Source organism: Vibrio sp. Y2-5 (assembly GCF_014596725.1).
Taxonomy (GTDB): domain Bacteria; phylum Pseudomonadota; class Gammaproteobacteria; order Enterobacterales; family Vibrionaceae; genus Vibrio.
Window position 1 is genome coordinate 1,030,864 of record NZ_JACVEG010000001.1, and the last position, 26,144, is coordinate 1,057,007.

The 26,144-nt window shown below is 42.6% G+C and carries 23 protein-coding genes; 15 read left to right on the forward strand and 8 right to left on the reverse strand.

Features of this window, described 5'->3' with window-relative positions; all coding sequences use genetic code 11:
* Nucleotides 1-4: 4 nt before the first annotated feature.
* Entirely contained in the window at nt 5-2,353 is a 2,349-nt protein-coding gene (locus HUO09_RS04825) for an AAA family ATPase (protein ID WP_188233137.1), read from the reverse strand.
* A 166-nt stretch (nt 2,354-2,519) separates the two neighbouring features.
* Nucleotides 2,520-3,356 (reverse strand): formate dehydrogenase accessory sulfurtransferase FdhD, encoded by an 837-nt coding sequence (locus tag HUO09_RS04830; RefSeq protein WP_167412516.1) that lies wholly within the window; start codon nt 3,354-3,356, stop codon nt 2,520-2,522.
* Between the two features lie 228 nt (nt 3,357-3,584).
* Here HUO09_RS04830 and HUO09_RS04835 point away from each other — a divergent pair, with 228 nt between their 5' ends.
* From HUO09_RS04835 to cobB, 12 genes are all read left to right on the forward strand, one after another.
* Nucleotides 3,585-4,067 carry a DUF3305 domain-containing protein gene (locus HUO09_RS04835; RefSeq protein ID WP_188233138.1) on the forward strand — a complete coding sequence of 161 codons (483 nt, stop codon included), beginning with the start codon at nt 3,585-3,587 and terminating at the stop codon, nt 4,065-4,067.
* On the forward strand, nt 4,057-4,602 hold the full coding sequence (locus tag HUO09_RS04840; RefSeq protein WP_188233139.1) for a DUF3306 domain-containing protein: 546 nt from the start codon (nt 4,057-4,059) through the stop codon (nt 4,600-4,602). Before HUO09_RS04835 ends, HUO09_RS04840 begins: the two co-directional genes overlap by 11 nt.
* 196 nt (nt 4,603-4,798) lie before the next feature.
* Nucleotides 4,799-6,460 carry a 4Fe-4S dicluster domain-containing protein gene (locus HUO09_RS04845; protein WP_188233140.1) on the forward strand — a complete coding sequence of 554 codons (1,662 nt, stop codon included), beginning with the start codon at nt 4,799-4,801 and terminating at the stop codon, nt 6,458-6,460.
* A 9-nt stretch (nt 6,461-6,469) separates the two neighbouring features.
* Nucleotides 6,470-7,084 (forward strand): molecular chaperone, encoded by a 615-nt coding sequence (locus HUO09_RS04850; RefSeq protein ID WP_188233141.1) that lies wholly within the window; start codon nt 6,470-6,472, stop codon nt 7,082-7,084.
* A gap of 63 nt (nt 7,085-7,147) precedes the next feature.
* Nucleotides 7,148-7,348 (forward strand): twin-arginine translocation signal domain-containing protein, encoded by a 201-nt coding sequence (locus HUO09_RS04855; RefSeq protein ID WP_167413658.1) that lies wholly within the window; start codon nt 7,148-7,150, stop codon nt 7,346-7,348.
* 10 nt (nt 7,349-7,358) lie between these two features.
* Nucleotides 7,359-10,214 carry a formate dehydrogenase subunit alpha gene (locus tag HUO09_RS04860; RefSeq protein ID WP_188233142.1) on the forward strand — a complete coding sequence of 952 codons (2,856 nt, stop codon included), beginning with the start codon at nt 7,359-7,361 and terminating at the stop codon, nt 10,212-10,214.
* Nucleotides 10,215-10,225: 11 nt separating this feature from the next.
* Nucleotides 10,226-10,834, forward strand: coding sequence for a formate dehydrogenase FDH3 subunit beta (gene fdh3B, locus HUO09_RS04865; protein WP_188233143.1), 609 nt, complete (start codon nt 10,226-10,228; stop codon nt 10,832-10,834).
* Between the two features lie 6 nt (nt 10,835-10,840).
* Nucleotides 10,841-11,920: a formate dehydrogenase subunit gamma gene (locus HUO09_RS04870; RefSeq protein WP_188233144.1), complete on the forward strand. Its 1,080-nt coding sequence runs from the start codon at nt 10,841-10,843 to the stop codon at nt 11,918-11,920.
* A 4-nt stretch (nt 11,921-11,924) separates the two neighbouring features.
* A complete protein-coding gene (locus tag HUO09_RS04875; protein ID WP_188233206.1) occupies nt 11,925-12,344 on the forward strand; it encodes a hypothetical protein in 420 nt (139 codons plus the stop codon).
* A gap of 627 nt (nt 12,345-12,971) precedes the next feature.
* The gene (locus tag HUO09_RS04880) at nt 12,972-14,852 is read left to right on the forward strand and encodes a methyl-accepting chemotaxis protein (RefSeq protein WP_188233145.1); all 1,881 of its coding nucleotides are present in this window, start codon (nt 12,972-12,974) and stop codon (nt 14,850-14,852) included.
* Between the two features lie 392 nt (nt 14,853-15,244).
* Nucleotides 15,245-16,465, forward strand: coding sequence for an ammonium transporter (locus HUO09_RS04885; protein WP_188233146.1), 1,221 nt, complete (start codon nt 15,245-15,247; stop codon nt 16,463-16,465).
* A 185-nt stretch (nt 16,466-16,650) separates the two neighbouring features.
* Nucleotides 16,651-17,394, forward strand: a complete 744-nt coding sequence (cobB, locus tag HUO09_RS04890) for a Sir2 family NAD+-dependent deacetylase (RefSeq protein WP_167412664.1) — start codon at nt 16,651-16,653, stop codon at nt 17,392-17,394.
* 108 nt (nt 17,395-17,502) lie between these two features.
* Here the strand turns inward: cobB and HUO09_RS04895 are convergent, their stop codons facing one another.
* The 5 genes from HUO09_RS04895 to potA form a co-directional block, all read right to left on the reverse strand.
* Nucleotides 17,503-18,540: an extracellular solute-binding protein gene (locus tag HUO09_RS04895; RefSeq protein ID WP_167412663.1), complete on the reverse strand. Its 1,038-nt coding sequence runs from the start codon at nt 18,538-18,540 to the stop codon at nt 17,503-17,505.
* Nucleotides 18,541-18,662: 122 nt separating this feature from the next.
* A complete protein-coding gene (locus tag HUO09_RS04900) occupies nt 18,663-19,694 on the reverse strand; it encodes an extracellular solute-binding protein (protein ID WP_167412662.1) in 1,032 nt (343 codons plus the stop codon).
* A gap of 105 nt (nt 19,695-19,799) precedes the next feature.
* The gene (gene potC, locus HUO09_RS04905) at nt 19,800-20,570 is read right to left on the reverse strand and encodes a spermidine/putrescine ABC transporter permease PotC (RefSeq protein ID WP_167412661.1); all 771 of its coding nucleotides are present in this window, start codon (nt 20,568-20,570) and stop codon (nt 19,800-19,802) included.
* Entirely contained in the window at nt 20,570-21,427 is an 858-nt protein-coding gene (potB, locus tag HUO09_RS04910) for a spermidine/putrescine ABC transporter permease PotB (RefSeq protein ID WP_175579744.1), read from the reverse strand. Before potB ends, potC begins: the two co-directional genes overlap by 1 nt.
* Nucleotides 21,411-22,526, reverse strand: a complete 1,116-nt coding sequence (potA, locus tag HUO09_RS04915) for a spermidine/putrescine ABC transporter ATP-binding protein PotA (RefSeq protein ID WP_167412659.1) — start codon at nt 22,524-22,526, stop codon at nt 21,411-21,413. Before potA ends, potB begins: the two co-directional genes overlap by 17 nt.
* A gap of 361 nt (nt 22,527-22,887) precedes the next feature.
* Here potA and HUO09_RS04920 point away from each other — a divergent pair, with 361 nt between their 5' ends.
* From HUO09_RS04920 to HUO09_RS04930, 3 genes are read left to right on the forward strand one after another with little or no spacing between them, the layout of a single operon-like run.
* Nucleotides 22,888-23,688: a hypothetical protein gene (locus HUO09_RS04920; protein ID WP_167412658.1), complete on the forward strand. Its 801-nt coding sequence runs from the start codon at nt 22,888-22,890 to the stop codon at nt 23,686-23,688.
* Nucleotides 23,681-24,478 carry a glucosaminidase domain-containing protein gene (locus tag HUO09_RS04925; protein WP_188233147.1) on the forward strand — a complete coding sequence of 266 codons (798 nt, stop codon included), beginning with the start codon at nt 23,681-23,683 and terminating at the stop codon, nt 24,476-24,478. Before HUO09_RS04920 ends, HUO09_RS04925 begins: the two co-directional genes overlap by 8 nt.
* Nucleotides 24,478-25,137 (forward strand): DUF2987 domain-containing protein, encoded by a 660-nt coding sequence (locus tag HUO09_RS04930; protein ID WP_188233148.1) that lies wholly within the window; start codon nt 24,478-24,480, stop codon nt 25,135-25,137. Before HUO09_RS04925 ends, HUO09_RS04930 begins: the two co-directional genes overlap by 1 nt.
* A gap of 65 nt (nt 25,138-25,202) precedes the next feature.
* Here HUO09_RS04930 and ttcA read toward each other — a convergent pair whose 3' ends face one another.
* Complete coding sequence (gene ttcA / locus HUO09_RS04935; RefSeq protein WP_188233149.1) at nt 25,203-26,135, reverse strand: tRNA 2-thiocytidine(32) synthetase TtcA; 933 nt, start codon at nt 26,133-26,135, stop codon at nt 25,203-25,205.
* Nucleotides 26,136-26,144: the final 9 nt, after the last annotated feature.

A 26,144-nucleotide genomic window follows, 5' to 3' on the forward strand; every position in this document is an offset into this window, starting at 1 on the left:
TTGTTTATTTCACCAGTAGATGTTGGCGATCGAGAACGTTGGTAATCGTGCGATACCAGTGATCAGACACACGAGCTTTATCTTCCGCCCATTCCAGATATCCACGACTTTGGAAATAACGCACGATACCGATGACTTCAGCAATACTTAGCTGAGTGCACTTGGACAACTCTTCACTCGAAGCCACCTCAAGCTGCACAATAGACCGTAGAACTGCCAACATAGGTTTGGGCATCTGCTCCAGATCTTGCGAGTCGGGAACATGGAACAAATTGACATTAACTACTCCCGTTTCTTTATTGCGGTTCAAAGAACGGCGGAAGAAACGCAACGCAACGGTAGGGTTCCCGTCGGAGTAGTGCCAAAGAATACGGTAGAAGCCTTGTTTTGCGCGTTCGTCATCGCTGGAATCATCTTGATCCCACTGACGAGGTACAACAAGCCCTTCAAAACTTACAGGTGATTCAATCTCTTTATTAATCCGACTATCGAGTAGCTTAACCATCTGCTTTTCATTCCAGCGAGGAAGAACCGTAACCCAGTCAAACAACAAACGTTCGCCACGTGCTCTATCAACAAAGCGCCAGTTCGACTTCTCAATGGCCATAATCACGCGGTGATTTTTCTTAGAGCGACGAAGTAGGTTGGTGAGCTTCATTAAACTGTTTAATCCACCGACCATAGGTTTCACCAGACGTTGAGCGTTATCTATTGCAATTAGATAGGTTTGCTCGCTCTTACGTAAATAGGAGAGGATTTGAATCTCTGACGAATCGGCATCTAAACCTAAACTTAACGCCAGCAGTTCCAGTAGTTCTGTGTAGCCAGAATAAGGGCAGTTCAGATACAAAGGTTCGGCGTTTTTGACCTTATGCAGCAAGGTATAAAGCAAAGTCGTGGTACCGATACCCCGTTCACCAGTAACGACGCAGATTGCCGGACTGTCAGTCAGTAAGTAGCGGGATAACTGCTTTATTTCGTCAGCGGCATAATCAATCAGTTCGCTATCCATAGACCCCGGTAGAATGTACTCAAAGGCTTCATCACCTTTGATACGCACGTGGTTATGGTCAGAAGTAATACTTTCATTCTGCTTGGCCACTTCAATTCTAAACAGATAAGCAAGAGCCTGACTAAAGAAGGTGTAGTTTGAAAGCGCTGCAATAAGCCGGTATTGCAACGTATGCATTAACAGCCACGCTAGAGTAATGGTGGTAGCGAACACTCTGACAGCGAACGAATCTTTCTTACTGATGGTCCAGTTAACCCAAAGCGGTCTGTCTGAGGCTTTTTCTGCATACGCAAAAATACGTTCGCGCCACAGATTTAGCACCGACACGATCATGACAAAGAACCATGCATACATGGTATTGAGAATCCAGTAGTAGATGGTTCCTTTACCCAATGTGCGCATCGAAAGTTGAAGAATCACACCCGTAATGATCACCGTCCAAACAATACGGCGAATAGTGCTGAGTCTTAACGCCATTAGCGCTTTATTCGAGGTATGGCTGGTTCTGTAGGTAAATTCCAGAATCAAGCTGACTGCGATAGAACCGCCCCAAATCCACCAAATGAAAATTTCGAGATAGACGAGGTGCTGTAAACTCTTAATTTCAGCAAGGACTTGCAGTGAGAAAGTAATCGCAACTAACCAAGCGATAGCTTTATTAGCTTTGCTGGCATACCAGACAATGCGTGCCCAAAGCGAAGGTTCTGATTTATCTTTTAAATAGGTATTGCGAAACAGCTCAATGAGTCGTCTGCTGTGTGTTAGCCACCATACCAATAAAAAGTAGATAAACAGCACCTTACACACTGACCAGATAAAAGGTACAGGTGAAATTAACAAGTCATCGAAGAGTGATTGGAAACTACGAATCTGAAAATAAAACAGGTATTCGGCACTCAGTTGAGCAACTTTCCATTCCTGTTTGAATTGGAGTACTCCTGTCGGGCCAAATCCAGTCACTTCAGCACGAATTTGTTCATCAGCTAAACGAAGTAACTGCTGTTTTGAATGAGTTAAACTCACCTGAGTAAGATAGGATTGTTCTAAGTTAAACCAATTGAAGTCATCATTTTGATTACGATAGGCGACCAAAGCCTGTGAGAAATCAGTAATGTTATTCGATTGAAGAGATAACGTTGAGCGTAACAGGTTGGCGACTTGAACATATTCATTTTGGGTCATGAATAGAGAGTCTGGAAGTTCCTTTATCTGCTGCTCAATTTCTAAAGCACTGTTGTTTGCTGTAGGCGTGGTATTGATATCATTAATATCCCATTCGGCATGGGCTATTTGTCCATTCACTAACCAAAATATCAAAAAAAGACGTAACAGAATTTGCATATGCGTTGTCATTAAAGTAAGCCATTGATTTCATAAAACAGTGTAGATCGTATATCCGGTTTTAGATACAGATATCCAGACTTAAAAATGCAATCAAAATAACGCGGTATCAAATCTGATACGCCATTGTATAAAGCTTTATTTTTCTATGGAATTGCAGCCATTATTAGCATTCATCAGACAAATGGCCTTTAACATCGAACTGAATTTTCTCAATGCCACTGTAGACCTGAAAACGGCGGCCCTTCGCTCGGGCAATGGTGGTGATACCAAACTGATGAGCAAGTTCTAATCCCATTTGTGTCACGCCAGAACGAGATAACAAGACAGGTATTCCCATTTGAGCAACTTTGATGACCATCTCTGAAGTTAATCTGCCTGTGGTATAAAAGATCTTATTATCGCCAGTTTCACCTTTGATCCACATTTCACCTGCCAGAGTATCGACGGCGTTATGGCGACCAACATCTTCGACAAAAGAAAGGACTGAGTTGCCTTGGCAAACGGCGCAACCATGAACGGCTCCGGCAGCTTTGTAGGTGTCGTTATGATGGGTTAACGCTTCGAGCGCGTCATATATTTCAGACTGTTTAATTGCCGTTTGAGGAACCTTGTAGCCTTCAAGCTGCTTCATCACATTGCCGTACATAGTTCCCTGACCACAACCAGAGGTAACGGTTTTTTTCTTTAGTGCAGGTTCTAAGTGTTCAAGAGACTCTTTAGTAACAATAGCTGCTGTATTGGTTTCCCAATCAATGATGACAGATTCCAACGCTTCAGGATCGCTAAGAAAACTTTGGTTCTTCAGATAACCCAACACAAGAGATTCAGGGCGAGAACCCAGAGTCATCAGCGTCACAATCTCTTTCCAGTTAAGCATTACCGTTAACGGACGTTCACATGCGATAGATTTGGTCAGACGCTCGCCATATTCGTCAAAGACTTCAACTTCGATAGTTTGAAATGGGTTTTCACTGGTTTTTATGATTTTAGGTTGTGCCACGTGAGTTTCCTGATGGAGTAATAGGAGTACAACGAAACAGCAAGTTTCATTCCATTGCTTTTGTTTGGTGATTACGTCGATTAGGACATTTTCATCATTTAACCGCAAATTAATGCGACATTTAACCCATGACTTTCGCAAATTTCCAACTAGGCTTGAGTCAATGGCTCATTATTTGCTTTGTGTCACCTTAAACATAAACCAGAACAATCATTGATTAGGTTTCCTATGTCAGAAAAACAAATACAAGCTCAACCTCTTGTAGCAAATCAACCTTTGGCAAAAACCGAAAACAGTTGGCCGATAAATTGTCGCCTTAAAGAACATGAAATCACGGCAGGAATGTGGATCACTACACAATGGCAGTTGCTTGGCTTTGACTTGGTTGTAGACGAGAACTCACAGCATGTTGCAACGTTAGAGCTATACCGAGATGAACGAACAGATTATCGCTTTAACCTCAGCTCCCAAAGCCCAAAACTGTTTTTAATTTTGGAACAGCCAGAAGACGGAGAAACACCGAAAATTATCCGCTTGATCGCCTCACAAAGTGTCGCTGGTCAGTATATGGATGGTGAATATTTAGTCCTGTCGAATGACATGCCGCTACCTGTGCAAGCGTGGATGGAAGCTTTCATCGGCCGACACGGCGAACTGTTAGAAGTTCGTGGTAAGAAGCGTAAAGGCGCGGGGAGGTCTAGTGGTCAATGATTCATTCTTAACGCGCTGGTCAAAACGCAAGCTTGAGGGAGATAAAGACACTCAGGTAGAAGATGCGAAGGCAGGATTGGAGGCTGATTCAGCTAACTCTGATGCTGCCATTGACCTAACAAGCGAACACAGAACAGACGAAAACCTATCTTCAGACGTTGAAACGTTACAAGAAACTGGCAAGGCTCAATCGCTTGCCTCTCTGCTGACTTCAGAAGCAGATAAAGAGATCAAAAAGACCGCATTACGTAAGCTATTCTTCGGTGGTGAGTTTAGTGAAGTATGTCAAATGAATGATTACGCTCAGGACTTCAGTACCATCAAACCTCTGTCATCTGATGTTGCTAATACATTGAGAGGATGGTTGAAAGAGTCGACCGAAAACTCTGAGCAACAGGAAGAGCTTGAGTCTGAACAACCAGAACTGCTTGCGCAGCATAGTAAGGTGGAAGAAGCTGAGCAAATTGAAGAAACAGCAGTAGAGGTTGACTCTGAACTCTCTGATTTAGAAGGTGAGACAAAAAATACCATATAAAACATAGGTACATTTTGACTAAACGGTAAGTTAGCTGTTGGGACAAATTGTCTCACAAGGCAACAATACCCTTAGTTAGCTTATTGTTATCCTTGTATCTTGTTGTAAATATTGAAAAGTTTTCCTGGAACGCTATTTGCTAATGTAGGTTCATATCCAGATAAAAAGTGTGTGGATAAACACTGGAAGCGAGCAAATGCTAAAACAATATTTACAACAATCGACTTCGCAAAATGGAATCGCACGGTACTCTGCCATTGAAAATACCGTCGAATTATCTAACCTCATTCCGCCGACGGTGAGTTATGAGTCCTCTGGCGATACTTTGATTATTGGGCCTACCAGCCTGATTGAACGTATCGCAGAACAATTACCTCAAGTTCAATCTATCTCCTTACTTTCCATTGACGGGGAAAAGGGCAAACAATCCAATATCTACTTTGCAGATAGTGTCCAGATTAGTGGATATCTCGGAAGCTTTGACGTGCTGGTGCAAAATCATGGCGTTACCACCAGCCTATCAAAAGTCGCTGTAGGAAAAGATTCGTTCGATATCATCCTTGATATGTCACTCAACGGCGTTATGACTGAAGAGGTTCCTGTTCCGGGATATTTCCCTGTAGGGCGAGGGTATCCAAAACTGGCTGACGCACTCGAGCAAATCCCTAATTTGGTCGGCACTTTTGATAAACCGAAATATTTCCGACTAGATACGGACTTATGTGCGCATAGTTCACGCGGTGTAAAAGGCTGCGAACGTTGTGTGGATGCCTGTCCTGCGGGTGCGTTATCAAGCGAAGGTTCAGAAAAAACAGGGCATAGAATTGAGATCAACCCTTATCTGTGTCAAGGCGTTGGTACCTGTGCCACCGCTTGTCCTACCGAAGCTATTCATTACGCATTACCTACACCTAAAGAGACACAAAAGTTTGTCGAGCGTTTGCTCAAAAACTATTTTCAAGCGGGCGGAGAAAAACCTGTTGTTCTGATTTGTAGCTCAGAACACGAGACGTATAATCTGATGACGTTAAAGGCTCTGCCTGAAAACGTTATTCCGGTGACTGTCGATGAACTGCCATCCATCGGTATTGATACTTGGTTTGCAGCATTAACCAATGGAGCGACTCAAGTTCTTTTCGCTGCTAGTCGTCGAATGCCGAAAACCATTCAACGTATTCTGGAACAAGAAGTAGCAACCGCTCAAACCTTACTTTCTCAGTTAGGCTTAGCAAAAGAGACAATAAACATCCTCTATTTAGAGTCGCTTCGCGAAGGGGCTCCGACTCTAATCACTGATGATCTTCAATTACGTTTAGGTGAATTAGAAGGGAACAAGCGTGCCCGTTTATTTACCTCGCTTGATGCACTTGCTGAACAATTCAGTATCGAGAAAGTGGCGCAGCCATTAGAAGCTTCTTCCGTTTACGGGACAATTGAGTGTTCAACTAAAGATTGTACTTTGTGTATGGGATGCGTTGCTGTTTGTCCAACAAGAGCACTTCATCATGAAGGAGATATTCCGGGGATTCAGTTTGTTGAACAGGACTGCGTTCAATGTGGCTTGTGTATCAAAGCTTGTCCTGAAAATGCTTTAACAAGTGTTAAGCAAATGAACTGGGATAAAACAGCACGTCAATCGGCGATCACGCTCCATCAGGAAGAACCAGCGAAATGTCTACGCTGCCATAAGCCATTCGCTCCTCAATCTATGATCACTATGTTGCAGAATAAGTTACAAGGTCACTCGCACTTTGCGACTGCTGAATCTTTGAACCGTATTGCTATGTGTGAAGACTGCCGTGTGATTGATGTATTTGAGTCTATGGCTAACGATCCAGAACAACAGTTGAGATATTAGGAGTAGCAAATGAAACAGGCACAATCAATGCGTTCAGATATCTATCTGTTATTGGCGACGCTATTTCGCCAAGTGCCCAGCAAAGAACTGCTCGATTTTCTCGCTGAGTTAGAGTTTGAAGACAACGGTACGCCTATGGCGCAGGCTTGGTCTGAAATCGTTCATGCATCGAAGAATACCAATGTTGAGCAACTGGGAGATGAATACCAAGAACTGTTTATCGGTATCGGTCGGGGTGAAGTCGTACCTTTTGCCTCTTGGCATTTAACAGGCTCGCTAATGGAAAAACCGCTGGCTGAAATTCGAACCTTTCTAAGTCAGCTAGGTTTAGAGCGAAAAGAAAATGTGAAAGAACCTGAAGATCATATTTCAGCGCTTTGCGAAACCATGGCGTATTTGTGCGAGCAACCAGAACCCGTTCAACAATCATTTTTCAATCGTCATTTAGCGCCTTGGTATGAACGTCTTGCCGTTCAAATTACCGGAGCGCAACACACCCGTTATTACCATGCTGTTGCCACGTTAATGCGTGCATTTTTGTCGTTAGAAAATGTGTCATTTACCGAGGCGAAGGTAAGTAAACGTAATACTCACAAAATAGAAGTAAAGAACCTGACTGAATAAGCGCGTAGAGCGCTTTCAGACTTACCTTGTTGGCAACAATAGGGACGAGATAAGGAAGCAAAGATGAAAAAACAACAACAAGACATCGATAAAAGCAGACGTGACCTGCTCAAAGGACTTGGAACTGCCGCGGTTGCCGGTGCTGTGGGCTCAACCGTTTCTCAGAGTGTCAGTGCGCAAGAACCGTCTTTGAATGTATCTACAACAAAAAAAGAAGGTTATCACGAGACACAACACATTCGTGATTACTACGACACTCTATAGGAGCTCGCAGATGAGACTAACTAAACGTTCTGATAACGTAACAAAAGAAAAGAATCAGCTCGGTATTAGCCGTCGTGCCTTCATGAAAAACAGCTCTTTAGCAGCTGGTGGTGCAGTTGTCGGTACAAGTATGTTTTCTCCGGGAATGATCAAAAAGGTGCAAGCAGAAGAAGTTGATCGTAATGCCAAAACTGAAGTGAAGCGTACTATCTGTTCTCACTGTTCTGTGGGTTGTGGTATCTATGCTGAAGTTCAAAATGGTGTTTGGACAGGTCAGGAACCCGCGTTTGACCACCCATTTAACGCTGGTGGACACTGTGCAAAAGGTGCTGCTCTGCGTGAACACGGCCACGGTGAGCGTCGTCTGAAATACCCGATGAAACTCGAAAATGGTAAGTGGAAAAAGATCTCTTGGGATCAAGCCATTAACGAAATTGGTGACAATGTTCTGAAAATCCGTGAAGAGTCAGGTCCTGATTCTGTTTACTGGCTTGGCAGTGCTAAACACAGTAACGAACAAGCGTATCTGTTCAGAAAAATGGCATCGCTATGGGGCACTAATAACGTTGACCACCAAGCGCGTATTTGTCACTCAACAACAGTAGCCGGTGTAGCAAACACTTGGGGCTACGGAGCCATGACCAACTCTTTTAACGATATGCACAACAGCAAATCGATTCTGTTTATTGGCTCTAATCCTGCTGAAGCTCACCCTGTGGCGATGCAGCACATCTTAATCGCTAAAGAGAAGAACAATTGTAAGATTGTTGTCGCTGACCCAAGACGTACCCGTACTGCGGCAAAAGCAGATCATTTCGTCTCTTTGCGCCCAGGTACCGACGTGGCATTTATCTGGGGTTTGCTATGGCACGTATTCAATAATCAGTGGGAAGATAAAGAATTCATTCGTCAGCGTGTATTCGGTATGGATGAAATTCGCGCTGAGGTGGCGAAATGGAACCCGAAAGAAGTAGAGCGTGTTACAGGTGTGAGCGAAGAAGATGTTTATCACACGGCGAAATTGTTATCCGAAAACCGCCCCGGTTGTGTGGTCTGGTGTATGGGGGGTACTCAGCACACCACAGGTAACAACAATACTCGCGCATACTGTGTACTTGAATTGGCTCTCGGAAATTTGGGCAAATCTGGCGGTGGTGCAAATATCTTCCGTGGTCACGACAACGTTCAAGGTGCAACGGACTTAGGCGTACTTTCTCATACTCTTCCGGGTTACTACGGCTTACTTGATGGTTCTTGGAAACATTGGGCTCGCGTGTGGGATGTCGATTTCGAGTGGATTAAAAATCGATTCGACCAGAAAGAGTATCGTGGTCACAAGCCAATGAACAACATGGGTATTCCTGTATCGCGTTGGATTGATGGTGTGCTTGAAGATAAATCTAACATCGAGCAGAACGACAACATTCGCGCCATGTTCTACTGGGGCCATGCTGTAAACTCGCAAACTCGTGGCGTTGAGATGAGAAAAGCGATGCAGAAATTGGACATGATGGTCATAGTCGATCCATATCCAACAGTCGCAGCGGTGATGAACGATCGTACAGATGGCGTTTATCTGCTTCCAGCAACCACTCAGTTCGAAACTTACGGCAGTGTGACGGCATCTAACCGTTCTATTCAGTGGCGTGATCAAGTCATTGAACCATTGTTTGATTCGAAACCAGACCACGAAATAATGTATTTGCTTTCAAGCAAACTGGGGTTCGCAGATCAGCTGTTTAAGCACATTAAAGTCGAAAATAACCAGCCAGTCATCGAAGATATCACTCGTGAATTTAATAAAGGGATGTGGACGGTTGGTTATACAGGACAAAGCCCAGAGCGCCTGAAGGCGCATCAACAAAACTGGCATACCTTCCACAAAACAACACTCTCTGCAGAAGGTGGGCCAGTTAACGGTGAAACCTATGGTTTGCCTTGGCCATGTTGGGGCACACCAGAAATGAAGCATCCAGGTACACACATCCTGTATGACACATCTAAAGCAGTTGCCGATGGCGGTGGCACTTTCCGTGCCCGTTACGGTGTTGAGTTCGAGGGTAAAAACCTGCTTGCTGAAGATAGCTTCTCCAAAGGAAGTGAAATCGAAGATGGTTATCCAGAATTCAGCGCTAAGCTACTGCAACATCTTGGTTGGTGGGATGATCTTACTCCTGAAGAGAAAGCCGAAGCGCAAGGCAAGAACTGGAAAACCGATTTATCCGGCGGTATTCAGCGTGTAGCTATCAAGCATGGCTGTATTCCATTCGGTAATGCAAAAGCGCGCACCATCGTATGGCAGTTCCCAGACCGTGTGCCGTTGCACCGAGAGCCGTTATACACACCACGCAGAGATTTGATTGCTGATTATCCGACTTGGGATGATGCTGAGTCTATCTATCGTCTGCCAACGCTTTATAAATCCATTCAGGATCAGGACAAGTCGAAAGAATACCCAATTATTCTGACTTCAGGTCGTTTGGTTGAGTATGAAGGTGGTGGTGAAGAGACACGTTCAAATCCGTGGCTAGCTGAACTTCAACAAGAAATGTTTGTTGAGGTGAACCCTAAAGATGCCAATGATTTAGGCTTCAGAGATGGCGATATGGTTTGGGTTGAAGGTGCGGAGAAAGGGCGCATTCACGTTAAAGCGATGGTTACTCGACGTGTACGTCCGGGAATGGCATTCATTCCGTTCCACTTCGGCGGTAAGTTCCAAGGTGAAGACCTAAGAGGCAGGTACCCTGAAGGTACACAGCCATATGTTGTTGGCGAGTCAGCGAACATCGCAACCACTTACGGTTACGATCCAACGACTCAGATGCAAGAAACGAAAGTCACACTATGTAACATCCGTAAAGCGTAAGGAGCACCGCGATGGCTAGAATGAAATTCCTATGTGACACCAAGCGCTGCATCGAATGCAACGGTTGTGTGACTGCATGTAAAAACGAAAACGACGACGCATTAGAGTGGGGTATCCAACGTCGACGAGTTGTAACACTTAACGATGGCGAACCGGGTGAAAACTCGATTTCTGTTGCGTGTATGCACTGTACCGATGCGCCTTGTATGGCAGTTTGCCCAGCAGACTGTTTCGTACACACTGAAGACGGTATTGTTCTGCACAACAAGGATCTTTGTATCGGTTGTGGCTACTGTCTGTTCGCTTGCCCATTCGGTGCACCACAATTTCCCAAGCAAACGGCATTTGGTGAGCGTGGAAAAATGGACAAATGTACTTTCTGTGCAGGCGGCCCTGAAACGGAAGTGGGTTCTGAAGAAGAACGTAAAAAATACGGTGCGAACCGCATTGCTGCAGGCAAACTTCCAATGTGTGCTTCACTGTGTTCAACCAAAGCGCTTATGGCGGGTGATGCCGAGACAGTTTCAGATATCTTCCGTCAACGTGTTGTTGAGCGCGGTGCAAAAGGTGCTGGCTGGACCAATGGTGAAGATCTTTCCTATGATGCAACGAGGAGCTAGTAGCCTATGCGAAATTTAATTGTTCGCGTTGCTGGTCGAGTGCTGCCTTTATTGGCAGCACTGCTTTGCTTAGCTTTTCCACCTGCGTTTGCAGAAGAAGGTGGCAAAGCCGTAAATGGCAAGGCAGATGTTGCGCAGAGTGAGATGAGCCAACTCGCTGGTGCTGATTACTGGCGACAAGTTCGTCAAGGTGTGTCTGGATATACCACCTCTCAGTCACCTGAGCATGGTGTTTTGATCAGTAAGCCGGGCGAAACGTGGTTTATTTTGAAAGAGAAATGGATGTCTCCAGCGGGTGCTGTCGCGATTTTCGGCAGTATTGCTTTGGTTATTCTGGCGTACGTAATTGTTGGCCCGATTATGTTGAGTAAACCAAGAACGGGGAGAAAGTTAAATCGCTGGTCTAGGTTAGATAGGGCGCTGCATTGGTCTATGGCGTTCACATTCTTGACGCTGGCGTTCAGTGGTTTGATGTTGGTGTATGGCAAACACTTCCTAAAGCCGTATATTCCGTCTGAGCTTTGGGGATATATAGTTTTTGCCGCTAAGCAATATCACAACTATGTGGGGCCTCTGTTCTTTGTACTGTTAGTGTTTATCCTTCTTAAATGGTGGCGTAAATCGCTGTTCACTAAAGTGGATGTTCAATGGGCAATGAAACTGGGTGGAATGGTTGGTAAGCATAAAGGTACACATCCGTCTGCAGGATTCTCAAATGCTGGTGAAAAAGCGGTGTACTGGTTGTTGATTGTGTTTGGTGCCTTCGCAGCTGTGAGTGGTTTGTTCCTTGATTTCCCTATCTTTGGTCAAACCCGTCGCGATATGGAGATGTCTAACCTTGTCCATATGTTCTCAGCACTGATTTTAATCTGTGGTTTCGTGTTCCATATCTATATTGGTTTGTTTGGTATGGAAGGTGCGTTAGAAGGCATGGTCACGGGTAAGGTCGATGAAACTTGGGCTAAAGAGCATCACGATTTATGGTATGAGGAAATGAAAGCCAAAGGAGAAGTTGAAGAAGCGGATGCCGTTTCCAACAAGACTCAATCTCCACCGATGGGGGAGCCAATGCATGACAAGCGCTAATACTATGCAAGCTTCGGATAACAAGTCCGTGTGGTTTGTTTACATCGCTAACCTGTTAACACCGTTTACCTGCTTAATCTCCGGCGTAATCGGCATTATTTATGCCGGATATCGTCTGGATAAAAATGAGGATGGGGAAGTCGCCAATTCGCATTACTATGGTTTGATCCGTAGCTTCTTCCTCTTTTTGACCTTCTTTGTGGTACTAATTGTCACTGTCGCCACTACCAACGGGCTTATTATGGGTGTTAACCGTTACTGGTACGCACATTCATGGTTAACCACCGTTGGCGGCGCTATTCCCTATATCGGAGCATTAATCGCTCTGTTTGCCATTTCACTTTGGTTTATAAGAATGGTTAAAGGAATGCAACAGTTGAAAAATAACATTCCTCATGCACCTTCGAAGGGGCCGAATTTGTAGAACTCTGCGGAAATTATAAGCGAACATCAGGATGAAATAGACCTAATCTAAGTTATAGAAAACAACGGTTTCACTAAAAAATCGCCTTATTTGAAGAGGCGATTTTTTTTTACAATTCAGTAAATATTGTTTTTTGTGATCGCATATTTTATTACTTAAAAGTTTATGTAGTGCGCCTGATTTGTAGTGTTTTTACCAGAGCTTTAATGCAATTTTTATTAATAATTGATGGCAGTTATATAAGCAATATTGAAATAATAAGTAACGACTTATTATCGGAAATAACCTACAAAAATAATTAATTAAACTTAAATACATCAGCATTAATTTTTGTTGTTATGTGAAGTAATAATTGATGTTCTTTATTGGCTAAAAATAAAGCAAATAAAGAGCAATCTAACATAGGTTAAATTTTAAACAGGCACAGGCATATAAGCCCATCTGGTATCGCTGGGATTAATACCGGAGGATTGATAACCAATAGACGTGCCAAGCCTAGTAATAGGAATCAAATTTAATTCCGTTAAAAGCATCGATAATGGCGTGAGTTATTATTTCTTTTTAAACAAACATATACAGATAGTTAGTGCGTAATGTGCATAAAGCACTAATCTAACGGAGAGAAAAATGAGTGCTAAGATTCGGTTTCTCAGTTTTACTGGTGGACTATTATCTACCGTTATAGTTTTAATCACGCTAGTAAGCTTTTACAACTTCAAGTCTTCATCGGTGTCTGGTTATACCAATCAATTGCAAACACAGGCACAACTGATTTTGGAATCCGTAGACCAAAAGATTCAACGTTATTTTGATAGCCTAAACTTAATGAGTGATATGCTAGCTATTGATGCTCAGGGGAATATCGATGTCGAAAAAGTAACAGGTAAACTAACGCATATGATGGAGAATCTAAATATAGTCTCTGCTTATGTTGGGTTGGAGAGCGGTGTTACTTACTTACCTTCTGGTGAAATAAAAAACTTTAACGCCAAAAAACTTAATCGAGAATGGTACACGCGTATATTTTCCGGAGAAAAGGAAATTATTACAACTCCGTTCACCAGTTCATCCGGTGATCTTGTTATGGCCTTGGCTGTTCCTGTCACTAGACAAGGAAAAGTTGTAGCAACACTTAACTTGAATATTCCGATCAATTCGATAACGCACTACATTGAGAGTCTTTCTGAATCAAATCAAATCTTTACCGCTCGCGAAGATGGTTTCTTGCTAAGTGCCATCTATCCTGATTTCATCGGCAAAAACCTATACGAAAAGCGTCCATCCTATAGTGCTTATCGTGATAGACCTGGCGTCGGTCACTATTATAACTCTAATGGTAAAACCTATTTTGTTATCAATGCAAAAGCAAAAACAACTGGTTGGACAGTATGGGCTTGGGATACAAAAGAAAATATTGAATCAGCCTCGAGACATAATCTCTTCCAAAGTATCGGTCTATCAATAGTACTTATAACAACAACACTCGTGGCGCTGTACTTCTTAATCACTAAACTCATGTATGTTCCTATCGGCGGAGAACCGAAGCAGATAGAGCGTATGGTACAGCAGGTCTCGGAAGGCGATTTAACGATATCCAACACCAACTACCAGAATACGACGGGTATTTTGGCCGCTACGTTATCAATGGTGGCAAATTTCCGTAATATCATTAAGCAGATAAACAGCGCCACTGACCATTTAGGTGACGCTTCACAGAGAATATCGGATGTAGCAACAACCGTTAATCAAAGTTCAGAAAATCAGATGGAACAGCTTGAACAATCAGCAACAGCAATGAATGAAATGTCTATTACTGTATGTGAGGTTGCGAGAAATGCTCAAGATGCGTCAGTGGCTGCTGAGCAGGCATATTCACACTCATTACAAGGCATGAACGTTGTCAATGACATGAACAACAGCATTAACAATTTAGTTCAGGGGATCGAGAATGTTGTTGAGGTTAACTGTAAACTGGAGGCCGAAACACAAAGTATTGACGGCATTTTAGAAGTCATTGATGGTATCTCAGAACAAACTAACCTGTTAGCACTAAATGCAGCGATTGAAGCAGCAAGAGCGGGCGAGTATGGACGTGGTTTTGCTGTGGTAGCAGATGAGGTGCGTAGCTTAGCTAACCGCACTAAGGAGAGTACCAGCGAAATCCAGACAATGATTTCCCACTTGCAAATTGAGGCTAAACGTTCTGTAAAACTCATGCAAGCCAATATGGCAGATGCTTTGACGACGTCAGAAAAATCTGGTGCTGCTAACGACGCGTTGGTGTCTATACAAACCTCTGTATCCGCTATTCAAAATATGAACGAGCAAATAGCGACTGCAGCTGAACAGCAAACGCTCGTAGCAACAGAGATTAATTCCAATATTACAGCAATCAGCGAGTTGGCTAAGTCTACCTTTGAAAGTTCCAACAGTAATATGGCTATGGCCAACGAGTTAACTGATATTGCTGAATCGTTGAACAAATCAGTAGATCTGTTTAAGTTATAGGGGGATTGGGCCTTAGCCTTTTTAGCAATTAAGGCCCATTGAATTTGAGCAGAAACCGTCCTGATTCTCGTTGAAAATTTCTACAAAACCCACCCATATTAGTTGTGGGTGGATTTTTGTACAATAATAGTGCGCACCATAATGGTTCATTTGTACCAATGTGGTGCTATTTATTGCTCCTACATCTTTCCTTTCTCAGTTCTCTATTCCTTATCAAAATTGATAATTTATTAATATTCAAAAGGTTAACTTTTTAATTATTGATTTTATTAATATTGGAATACATCTTGCTCATGCAGGGCATAAACATAATAAATTCACCATCATTGTGAATTGCAAAACATTTAGCACCTAGTTGGTGCGATTTTTATTCTGCATGGAGTGTAACGAGAATGACTCAAACCGAAAGTCAGGTTTATGGAGCTGTACAAGCCCTGACCCAAAGTTCAGATACTTTATTTTTGCTGCTTGGCGCCATCATGGTGTTTTTAATGCATTCTGGGTTCGCATTTTTGGAAGTAGGGACGGTTCGTAAGAAAAACCAAGTTAACGCATTAGTAAAAATTCTAGCGGACTTTGGTGTATCAACTATCGCTTATTTCTTTATTGGTTACTGGATTGCTTACGGCGCTAACTTTTTTGCTGACGCAGAAACATTAGCTCAAGGTAATGGTTACGAGTTGGTAAAGTTCTTTTTCCTTCTTACTTTTGCGGCAGCTATTCCAGCAATTGTATCGGGTGGTATCGCTGAACGCGCGCGCTTTTATCCAGTTCTTATTGCAACGTTTTTTACTGTCGGTCTCGTTTATCCTTTCTTTGAAGGGATCATCTGGAACGGAAATTATGGCATTCAAGAAGCTTTCGAAAACCGTTTTGGTGCAGGTTTCCACGATTTCGCCGGTTCTGTTGTAGTACACAGTGTCGGTGGCTGGATTGCACTCGTTGCGGTTTACTTTTTAGGTATGCGTAAAGGTCGTATTCGCGCTGGTAAGCATACTAACTTTGCACCTTCAAACATTCCATTTTTAGCCTTAGGTGCCTGGATTTTATGTGTTGGTTGGTTTGGGTTTAACGTTATGTCTGCGCAAGCAATGGCAGGGATTAGCGGCCTAGTTGCGATGAACTCATTGATGGCAATGGTAGGGGGTATCCTAGCTTCGCTTGTGGTTGGCAAAAATGACCCAGGCTTCATTCATAATGGACCTTTAGCAGGTCTCGTCGCTGTATGTGCAGGCTCTGATATCATGCACCCGCTTGGTGCATTGATCACAGGTGTTGTCGCTGGTGCACTATTCGTATGGCTATTCACACAACTGCAAAACAAAACCAAAATTGATGATGTGCTAGGTGTTTGGCCTTTACATGGTGTGTGTGGTGCTTGGGGTGGTATCGCTGCTGGTATTTTCGGTCAAACGGCTCTAGGTGGCTTAGGTGGCGTAAGTTTAACCGTTCAAGTGATTGGTACTCTGATGGGTATTGCTGTTGCTCTCGTTGGCGCATTCGTGGTGTATGGAGCGCTAAACGCTTTAACTGGCTTGCGTTTATCGGAAGAGGAAGAATTTATTGGTGCTGACTTAGCTGTACACAAGATTTCCTCTGTGAACGAAGAATAGCATTTCGCTTTGTTTTAGTATTCGAGCATTTAATAAGAGCAGGCCAATGGTCTGCTCTTATCTTTTCTGAATCACATAACAACTAATTAGTACTAAAATTAAGACTATTGTCTAACGGCGAAAACTACAGTTGAGTTGGCTTCAGTGCTAATCTAGCTCAAAGCTATTCAGTATAAGGATGTCGTATGAAATTTCCGTATCGCAATGTTGTTGTGCTCACTGGAGCTGGAATCTCTGCGGAATCGGGTATTCAGACCTTTCGTGCTCAAGATGGGCTTTGGGAAAATCATCGAATCGAAGATGTTGCTACACCGGAAGGTTTTGCTAAAGATCCAGATTTAGTTCAGGACTTTTATAACCAACGTCGCCGCAAGTTACAGTCTGATGCCATTAATCCTAATGCAGCGCATATTGCTTTGGGTAAGCTTGAAAAAGAGCTTGATGGCAAAGTCACCATTATCACTCAGAACATTGACAATTTGCATGAACGCGGCGGAAGCCAAAACATCATTCATATGCACGGCGAACTGCTAAAAGCGCGTTGTAGCGTGTCTAATCAAACCATAGAGCAGAAAGGGGATTTGTTGACTGGCGACTTGTGCCATTGTTGTCAAATACCTGCGCAGATGCGTCCTCATATTGTTTGGTTTGGCGAAATGCCCCTGAGAATGGGAGACATCTACTCAGCGCTTGAAGAAGCAGACTTGTTCATTTCAATTGGTACTTCTGGAGTGGTTTACCCTGCAGCAGGTTTTGTACATGATGCAAAAATGCACGGTGCACACACGATTGAGATAAATTTGGAGCCGAGTGCGGTGGAAAGTGAGTTTGCTGAAAAACGTTATGGTAAAGCGAGTATAGAAGTTCCTCGTCTAGTCGAAGAAATTCTGGAACTTCAACAACCTGATTTCAAAGTCGGCAACCATTAGTTCCTTTGTTATTCTTAAACTTTCTACTATAACTAGCACGCCCAAGGCGCTAGTTTTAGCAGACAAAAAAAGCGGCTAAAAGCCGCTTTTTCAATACACTTCGTTCGATTACATATCAACTTTAAGTTTTTGGAAGTATTCTTCGTAAAGAACGCTAGCCTCACCAACTTCGTCTTGCCATTCACCACTGTCCATAATAGCTTGCGGTGGGAAGATATTTGGATCGTTTGCAAATTCTTCAGGAAGTAACTTATATGCTGCTTTAACGGGTGTTGGGTAACCGATTTCTAGCGCAATTTTCGCTGCATTATCTGGACGAAGCAGGAAGTTGATCATTTTATGAGCTGCTTCAATGTTCGCCGCTCCAGCTGGAATTGCTAGGCTGTCCATCCAAAATATCGCGCCTTTTTCTGGCCAAATAATATCGATGTTTGCACCTTCTTCACGAGCCATATATGCAGAACCGTTCCACAGCATGCCAAGCGATACTTCGCCTGCTAAATAAGGGTTTGCTGGGAAGTCTGAATTGAATACCAATACATTTGGCATTAACTTTTTCAGCTCTTCATAGGCTGCTTCAATTTCTTTCGGGTCGGTAGTGTTAGGAGAATAGCCTAGCTTAACTAAAGCAATATGGAAGACTTCACGAGAGTCGTCCATCATCATTAGTTGTCCTTCCCATTTTGCATCCCATAAATCGCCCCAATTATGGATGGTTGATTTATCCAGCATATCAGTGTTAATGCCGATACCTGTTGCGCCCCAAATGTAAGGGATTGAATAGCTGTTGTTTGGATCAAAAGGTTTATTTAAGTAGTTAGGATCCAAACCTGCAAAATTAGAAAGCTTAGACTTATCAATTTCTAGAAGCATACCTTCCTTACGCATTTTAGAAACAAAATACGTTGAAGGGACAACTAAGTCGTAGCCTGAACCTTGTGTTTTAAGCTTAGCGTACATACTCTCGTTAGATTCGTATGTAGAGTAGATGACTTTAATACCTGTTTCCTTGGTAAAGTCTTCTAGAACTTCGTTTGGAATATATTCTGACCAGTTATAGAAATAAAGTTCTTGGTCAGTAGCCATTGCATTGGTAGTGAATAGAGTCGCGGCAAATAGAGCGCCAGCATACAGTTTACTTTTCATTACTTTTCCATGTTTTGTGCAAGAGCCTACCTAGGCAAACGCGTGATCAAATAGAAAAAGTAGTATAACAGCTCGAAAAAAAATAGGCAGCCAAAGCTGCCTATTTAATTCTTTTTATAGGGTTATTGACCCGCTTTAAGCTTCATGAAGTAGTCTTCATATTTCACTGTTTTGTCGCCAACAGCAGCTTGCCATTCCACACGATCAAGATCTTCTTGAGAAGGGAACAGTGGTGCTACGTCTTTGAATTTTTCATTCGATTGAGCAACAGCTGTTAGGTAACCAGTGTCGTTAGAGATTTGCTCAGCGATTTCTGGACGTAGTAGGAAGTCGATCATCTTATGAGCTGCATCGATGTGTTTTGCACCTGATGCAATAGCAAAGTTGTCAACCCAACCGATACCACCTTCTTTAGGGAACACAAGTTTAAGTGGTAGGCCTTCTTTTTGTGCAGCTGCCGCAGAACCGTTCCAAAGCATACCTAGACCAACTTCACCAGCTAGGTAAGGGTCAGCAGGGTTGTCTGAGTTAAACACCAATACGTTTGGCATTAATTTTTGTAGCTCAGCATATGCTTCGTCGATTTGTTTTTCGTCAGTGGTGTTGCCTGAATAACCCAATTTACGTAATGCGATGTGGAATACTTCACGAGTATCGTCCATCAGCATTAGTTGACCTTTAAGCTCTGGTTTCCATAGGTCGCCCCAGCTTTGGAAGTCGTTTGGATCATACATGTCTGTGTTTACCGCAAGACCAGTAATAGCCACAACGTGTGGGATAGAGTAGTCGTTATTTGGATCGAAAGGTTTGTTTAGATAGTTAGTATCCAAATTTTTGAAGTTGGTAAGTTTTGACTTATCAATCTTCTGAATCATGCCTTCGTCGCGCATTTTAGATACGAAGTAAGTTGAAGGAACAACAAGGTCGTAACCTTCGTTGTGAGTCTTCAGCTTCGCATATAGAGTTTCATTCGACTCGTAAGTTGAATAGATTACTTTGATACCGGTTTCCGCAGTAAACTGCTCTAGGATACCGCTGTTAATGTACGGTCCCCAGTTCATGAATACCAGTTCTTTATCCTCTGCTACTGCTTGCGCAGATAACAGTGAAAGCGCACATGCACTACCAGCTAATAAAGTAGCCCATTTTTTCATTGACGTTAGCTCCAAACCAAACGTTGCCCCAAGGGCATTTTTAAAGGATAACGGAATAACATGTGCTATTCCGTTTCGAATTTCAGTTAGTCAATTAACTGAAAATTATTTCACTTTCTCTTTTGCCAGCAGTTGTGAAGTCACAACAAGTACCAGCGAAACAACCAACATTACGGTTGCCAGTGCGTTCACTTCCGGTGAGATACCTACTTTAACCATTGAGTAGATCTTCAATGGCAGAATTTCGTATGTCGGACCTGTCACGAACGAACTGATAATTACGTCATCCAGAGATAGGGTAAAGCTTAATAACCAACCAGCTGCGACCGCAGGTTTAGCAAGAGGTAGAATGATTTTCTTCAATATTACCCATTCACTCGCACCCAAATCTTTTGCTGCTTCTAACATTTTTACATCGAAGCCATTAAGACGACTGAACACAGTCACAACAACAAATGGCAGACAGAACGTAATATGAGCGATGAGTAGCGTCAAAAAGCCAAGCTTCGCGCCTAACACTAAGAATAGTGCAAGCAGCGAAATTGCCATAACGATGTCAGGAGACATCATCACAACAAACAACATACCATTAACCATGTTCTTTCCACGGAACTGGTAACGAAATAGGGCAACAGCCGTCAAACTACCAATGATAGTGGCTGCAGTCGCAGAAAAAACAGCAACGCTAATAGAGTGCCATGCCGCTTGCATTAAGCTGTCATTGTTCACTAAAGCGTGGTACCACTTGGTGGTGAAGCCACCCCATTTAATACCGAATTTGTTCGCATTAAATGAGTTTGCAATTAACACAATGATTGGTAAGTACAAAAACAAGTACACTAAGCTCATAAAGCTAAATCTAACAACTCTTCCCATTAGTCTAGCTCCACTTTCTTATTCAACAATTTGCCAGCACGGTAATATGCGTAAAGCATGACCGCCATTGCGATGGTCAATGCAATACTTGTTGCTGCACCAAAAGGCCAGTCGCGTGCGTTCAATACTTGGCTCTTTATCACGTTACCAATTAGCAAGTTTTTCGCGCCACCAAGTAAATCTGAAATGTAGAACATTCCTAGGGCGGGCAGAAGAACAAGCAAACAACCGCCGATAATGCCTGGCATAGTCAGAGGCAAAATAACCTTGGTTAACGTTTGGAACTTATTCGCACCAAGATCACGAGCGGCTTCAATATATGTGTCATCCAATTTTTCGATCGCTGAATAAAGCGGAAGAATCATGAATGGCAATAAGATGTACACCAAACCAATCATTACTGCTGTTTCTGTATACATAAGACGCAGCGGAGCATCGATAAGGCCGATGCCCAACAGTGCCTTATTCAAAATACCCTGTGTGCCTAGAACAATCTTCAAGCCGTATGTACGAATTAATGAGTTTGTCCAAAACGGAACTATAACCAAAAACAGCATAATCGGACGCCATTTCTCAGGCATCTTAGCGACGATATAAGCAAACGGATAACCGAAAATTAAACACAAAATAGTTGCTACGATCGCCATATAGAAAGAATGAAGCATTACTTTCCCATATAGCGGATCTAACAATCTTAAGTAGTTATCGAAGGTAAACGTCATCTCAATCAGATTCGCTTCGTCACGAGTTAGAAAACTCGTTCCGATAATCATCAGGTTAGGAATCAGAACAAAAAGTACTAACCAGCCAACAATTAAACTGATGATTGAAGTCTGAAGATTAAGCTTCTTGCTCATCATTGAGGACTACCTCCCAGCTTTCTACCCAAGTGATAGTAACTTTTTGGCCGATAGAGTGGTCAACGTCAGGATCATCTTCGTTAAAGAATTCACTAACCATAACACTCATGCCCGAATCCAGTTGTACTACGGATTCTAAAGTCATGCCTTTGTAGGTGCGATCTGTCACGTGACCAACGATGCCTCTGGTCTCTGACTCTTTGATCTCTTCGATGCGTAAATCTTCAGGACGAAGAAGTACTTGGAGTTTGTCACCAGCATTAACAGGTTTGTCGTAATAAACCACAGATTCAACGCCTTCGATATCAACTAGAATACGTTTTTCATCAAGACGTTTAATGGTAGACGCAGAAAAAACGTTAATTTCGCCGATAAAACGAGCAACAAATAGGTTCTTAGGCTCTTCGTAAATTTCACGTGGCGAACCATCTTGTTCGATATTACCGTCACGCATAACGATGATGCGGTCAGACATTGACAAGGCTTCTTCTTGGTCGTGAGTTACAAAAATAAAGGTGATGCCAAGTTGACGCTGTAAATGCTTAAGTTCGCTTTGCATCTGCTTACGCAATTTGTAATCAAGAGCAGAAAGAGATTCATCTAACAGAAGTACTTTTGGTTTATTCACAACTGCGCGCGCAATAGCGATACGTTGTTGTTGACCACCCGAAAGTTGGTGCGGCTTACGTTGCGCCATTTGTTCCAAACGAACCATGCGCAATGCTTCCATTACTCGAGGTTCGATATCATTGGCAGGTACTTTTTGCATACGCAGACCAAACGCTACGTTTTCAAAAACCGTCATGTGTGGGAACAGAGCGTAACTTTGGAATACGGTATTGACGTGTCGTTGCTCAGCAGGAACTTGAGTAACGTCTTGACTATCCAGTAGAATCTGACCGCTATCAGTAGATTCAAAACCTGCTATCATTCTTAAAACGGTAGTTTTACCACACCCTGATGGGCCAAGAATGGTTAGGAATTCACCATGATTAACATCTAACTGCAAGTTTCCAATGATCTGTTTACCATCAAAACTTTTACTGATACCAGATAGTCTAACAACTGGTTTTCCTACTGAATTTGGTTTGTTCAACGTCTGTCTTTCTCCACCCTGATCCGAAGATAAGTTAACTAGAAGGTGTAAACTATCTACTTGTTGGACCTGTTAAATAAGTACAAATTAGTGGCGCATGATAATCACGAAAAAGGCGATCTCAAAGAGTTTTCTTATCTTGAAACACAAAAAGTTTTGCAGTTAAAAGCAAACTTTCATTAACATCCAGCTTGTAATAACTATCAATGCTTTCAGTTGGTTAATTATCAACCATATTAATAGGAAAGCAAGACGCAAAACGAGATTCGATTTTAGACTCGGGTGCATTTCAGTATAATGAATCAAAATTTCTGTTGTCATATTGCTAACCCAAATATGACTCGCCAACTTAGGGCATTTTATGAACAAGGATATAGAGAGAGATTTCAACGTAGGTGGTACTGTAGAGCAAGCGCTGTCAGGCCAATACCAACTGAAAGTTGGTGAGGTTCTGAAAGAGTCTTGGGATACAACACTAAAGCATTTTGTCTCTTTTTCCCCAGCAATCGTAGTAATGATTGCCATACAAATTGCAATATTTTTCGTCGCACTGAAGCTTCAGCTTGGTGATCCTTCTGCAATTATTACTGCGTTAGAGCAAGGTTCTAATTTCCCTGAGGGGATGATTGAGGCAATTTTCATTGCTAACTTTAGTTACGAAGTTGTCAGTGCGCCTATTTTTGCGGGCGTGAGTCTGATGGCGATGAGCCATGCTGCCGGCTTAAAAACGAAAACTCGACACATTAGTAAAGGTCTACAGTTTACTATCCCTGTTATCTTGGCTACGTTAGTCGGGTTGGTGCTTCAAGGAATCGCAGGAATGATTTTTCCTTTGCTTTCTATGTATCTTTCTATCGCTTTTAGTAACTCTATCTTACTGATTTGTGAGAAGAGAGTCCCACCTATGCAATCGTTGTTTCTATCACTTCGTGCAGCAAATAAAAAGCTTTTGCCCCTCGCATCGCTTTACTTAATTGTGATGATTATGTTTGTAGCAGCTGCGCTCATGTACGGAATAGGCTTGATTTTTGTTGTTCCGTTTTTCTTCCACTTAAAAGGAATTATTTACCGCAACATGTTTGGGGTACGTTTAAAGATCATCACTACCAGTAAAGATAATGATGACAATCAGGATAATAACTCTCAGGTATTCAATGCATAAATTTTTTCAAGTTACCGTTTTGGGCGGAATATTCGCAGTTGCTGGTTGGGGCTATTACAATTTTGAAAGCCAAAAAAGCCTGACTGAATCTGTTGTTAATAAAGGTAAAGCAGTTTCAAAGGCACCAGACTTTACTGCTTATACCGATGTGAATGAGAAAAAACACGCATTCTTCTCATACCTAAAACCTGGGATTGCTTTAGAAAACCAACGAATAGAAAAAGAAAGAGAAAGGCTGATTCGTCTTAAAGAGCATCTTGAATCTGGTTCAATGGCTGACTCTGACATCGACGATGCGAAACACCTCTCTCGACTCTATCAGGTTGAAATGCAAGGTGGAGTAGTCACTGCCGATTGGATAGACAACATGCTGCATAGAGTCGATGTCATTCCTGAAGCTTTAGTACTCACGCAAGCCGCAAATGAGTCTGCTTGGGGCACATCACGATTTGCTCGCACGGCAAAAAACTATTTTGGCCAATGGTGTTATAGCAAAGGATGCGGAGTGGTTCCGTTACAGCGTAGCGAGGGGATGACTCATGAAGTGGCAAAATTCAAGTCTGTTCAGGAGTCTATTCATCGTTATTTTATGAATGTGAATAGAAACCAAGCTTACTTTGACTTGCGCGAAATCCGTTTCCAACTTCGAGAAGACGGCGCGGATTTATTGAGTATGAGTAGTGCAATGGAAATGAGTAATGGCTTAACGAAATATTCTGAAAGAGGTGAAGACTACATTCAGGATTTACAGGCCATGATGCGTCATAACGAACAATTTTGGACAAATTAATGAAAGGAATTACCTCGTTAGCCTTAGGGCTAATTTGTGCCAGCTTTTCTATCAATGCTGTCGCTCAAGAATACATGTTTACTTATAGCAAACTGTATTCATCTATTAAAAACAACAACAAACCTGAATACCCAGATGTAAAAGTCGGTGTTTTTTTCGTCAATGCTGATACCAAAAAGCTATGCACGATTGAAAAAGCATGGATGGAGAAAGAAAAGCATTACGAACTGGTTCCTAGCAGCAACATCCATGAACTTCTGCTACCTATTGATGAAAACCTTAAACAAGCGAACCCACTAGTGTTTGTTGATACTCCGCAGGATTTTCGTTGTGATTTTTCCCTAGTCGTAATGACAAAATCCGCTCTATCTGGGCAAGTTCCGTATGCTGACGTAGAAAAATTGCTTCCACAGATGCAGGAAATGCTCGAATCGTTAGGCGGTATGTTCTCTAGTTGGTTCACACCTGAAGTTGAAGGTGTGACATTAGAGTTTGCGAACAACTTGAATGGCTTCATCCAGTTAAGTAACGGTTCAGACGTTGAAATAGTGAATGGCAAAGCTCAGGTATCTTTATCGCAGATTGGAAAAGATGGGTGGATGAAACTCCCCGAAGAAACCACCCGAGTTCTGCCATATTTACCAACGGCAAAAAAATGACATCAAAAAGGCTGCAATTTATGCAGCCTTTTTACTCTCTGTACACCTGTATCAGGTATCAGGTATCAGACGTTAGTCACGTCCAATTTCAAGCTTGGATCAAATTCCATTACGCTATCTTCGTCCTGAATTGGCATTGCCGGAATATCTTCCTTATCAAAACCAATATCGCCACCGTTAATCACACCAGACTCACTGTTAATAGATTTAAAATCAAACAGTTCGAAATCAGCTAAGTGACTAGGCACGACATTTTGCATAGCGCGGAACATAGACTCAATTCGACCAGGGAATTGCTTATCCCAAGTATTCAGCATCTGCTTAATATTCTGGCGCTGTAGGTTTGGCTGTGAGCCACACAGGTTGCACGGAATAATAGGGTAGTCACGCATGCTTGCGTACTTGATGATATCTTTCTCACGGCAATATGCCAGAGGACGGATTACCACGTGTTCACCGTTGTCAGAAACAAGCTTAGGTGGCATACCTTTCATTTTTCCGCCATAGAACATGTTGAGGAACAAGGTCTCAAGAATGTCGTCTCTATGGTGCCCAAGTGCAATTTTAGTCGCACCTAATTCTTTAGCCGTGCGGTACAAAATACCACGGCGTAAACGCGAGCAAAGGGAACAGGTTGTTTTACCTTCAGGGACTTTATCCTTCACGATTGAGTAGGTGTCTTCTTCTACAATTTTATACTCAACGCCAAGCTGCTCTAAATACGCAGGTAGAATGTGCTCTGGGAAACCAGGCTGCTTCTGATCAAGGTTTACTGCTACCAACTCAAAAGAGACAGGTGCGCTCTTTTGTAAGCTCATTAAGATTTCAAGCATAGTAAAGCTATCTTTGCCGCCAGATAGACAGACCATGATACGGTCGCCATCTTCAATCATGTTGAAATCAGCGATTGCTTGGCCTGTATTACGACGAATACGCTTTTGCAATTTGTTGAAATTGTATTGTTGAGCTTTGGTTAGCTCTTGAGTTTGCTCAGTCATCAGGTTGCA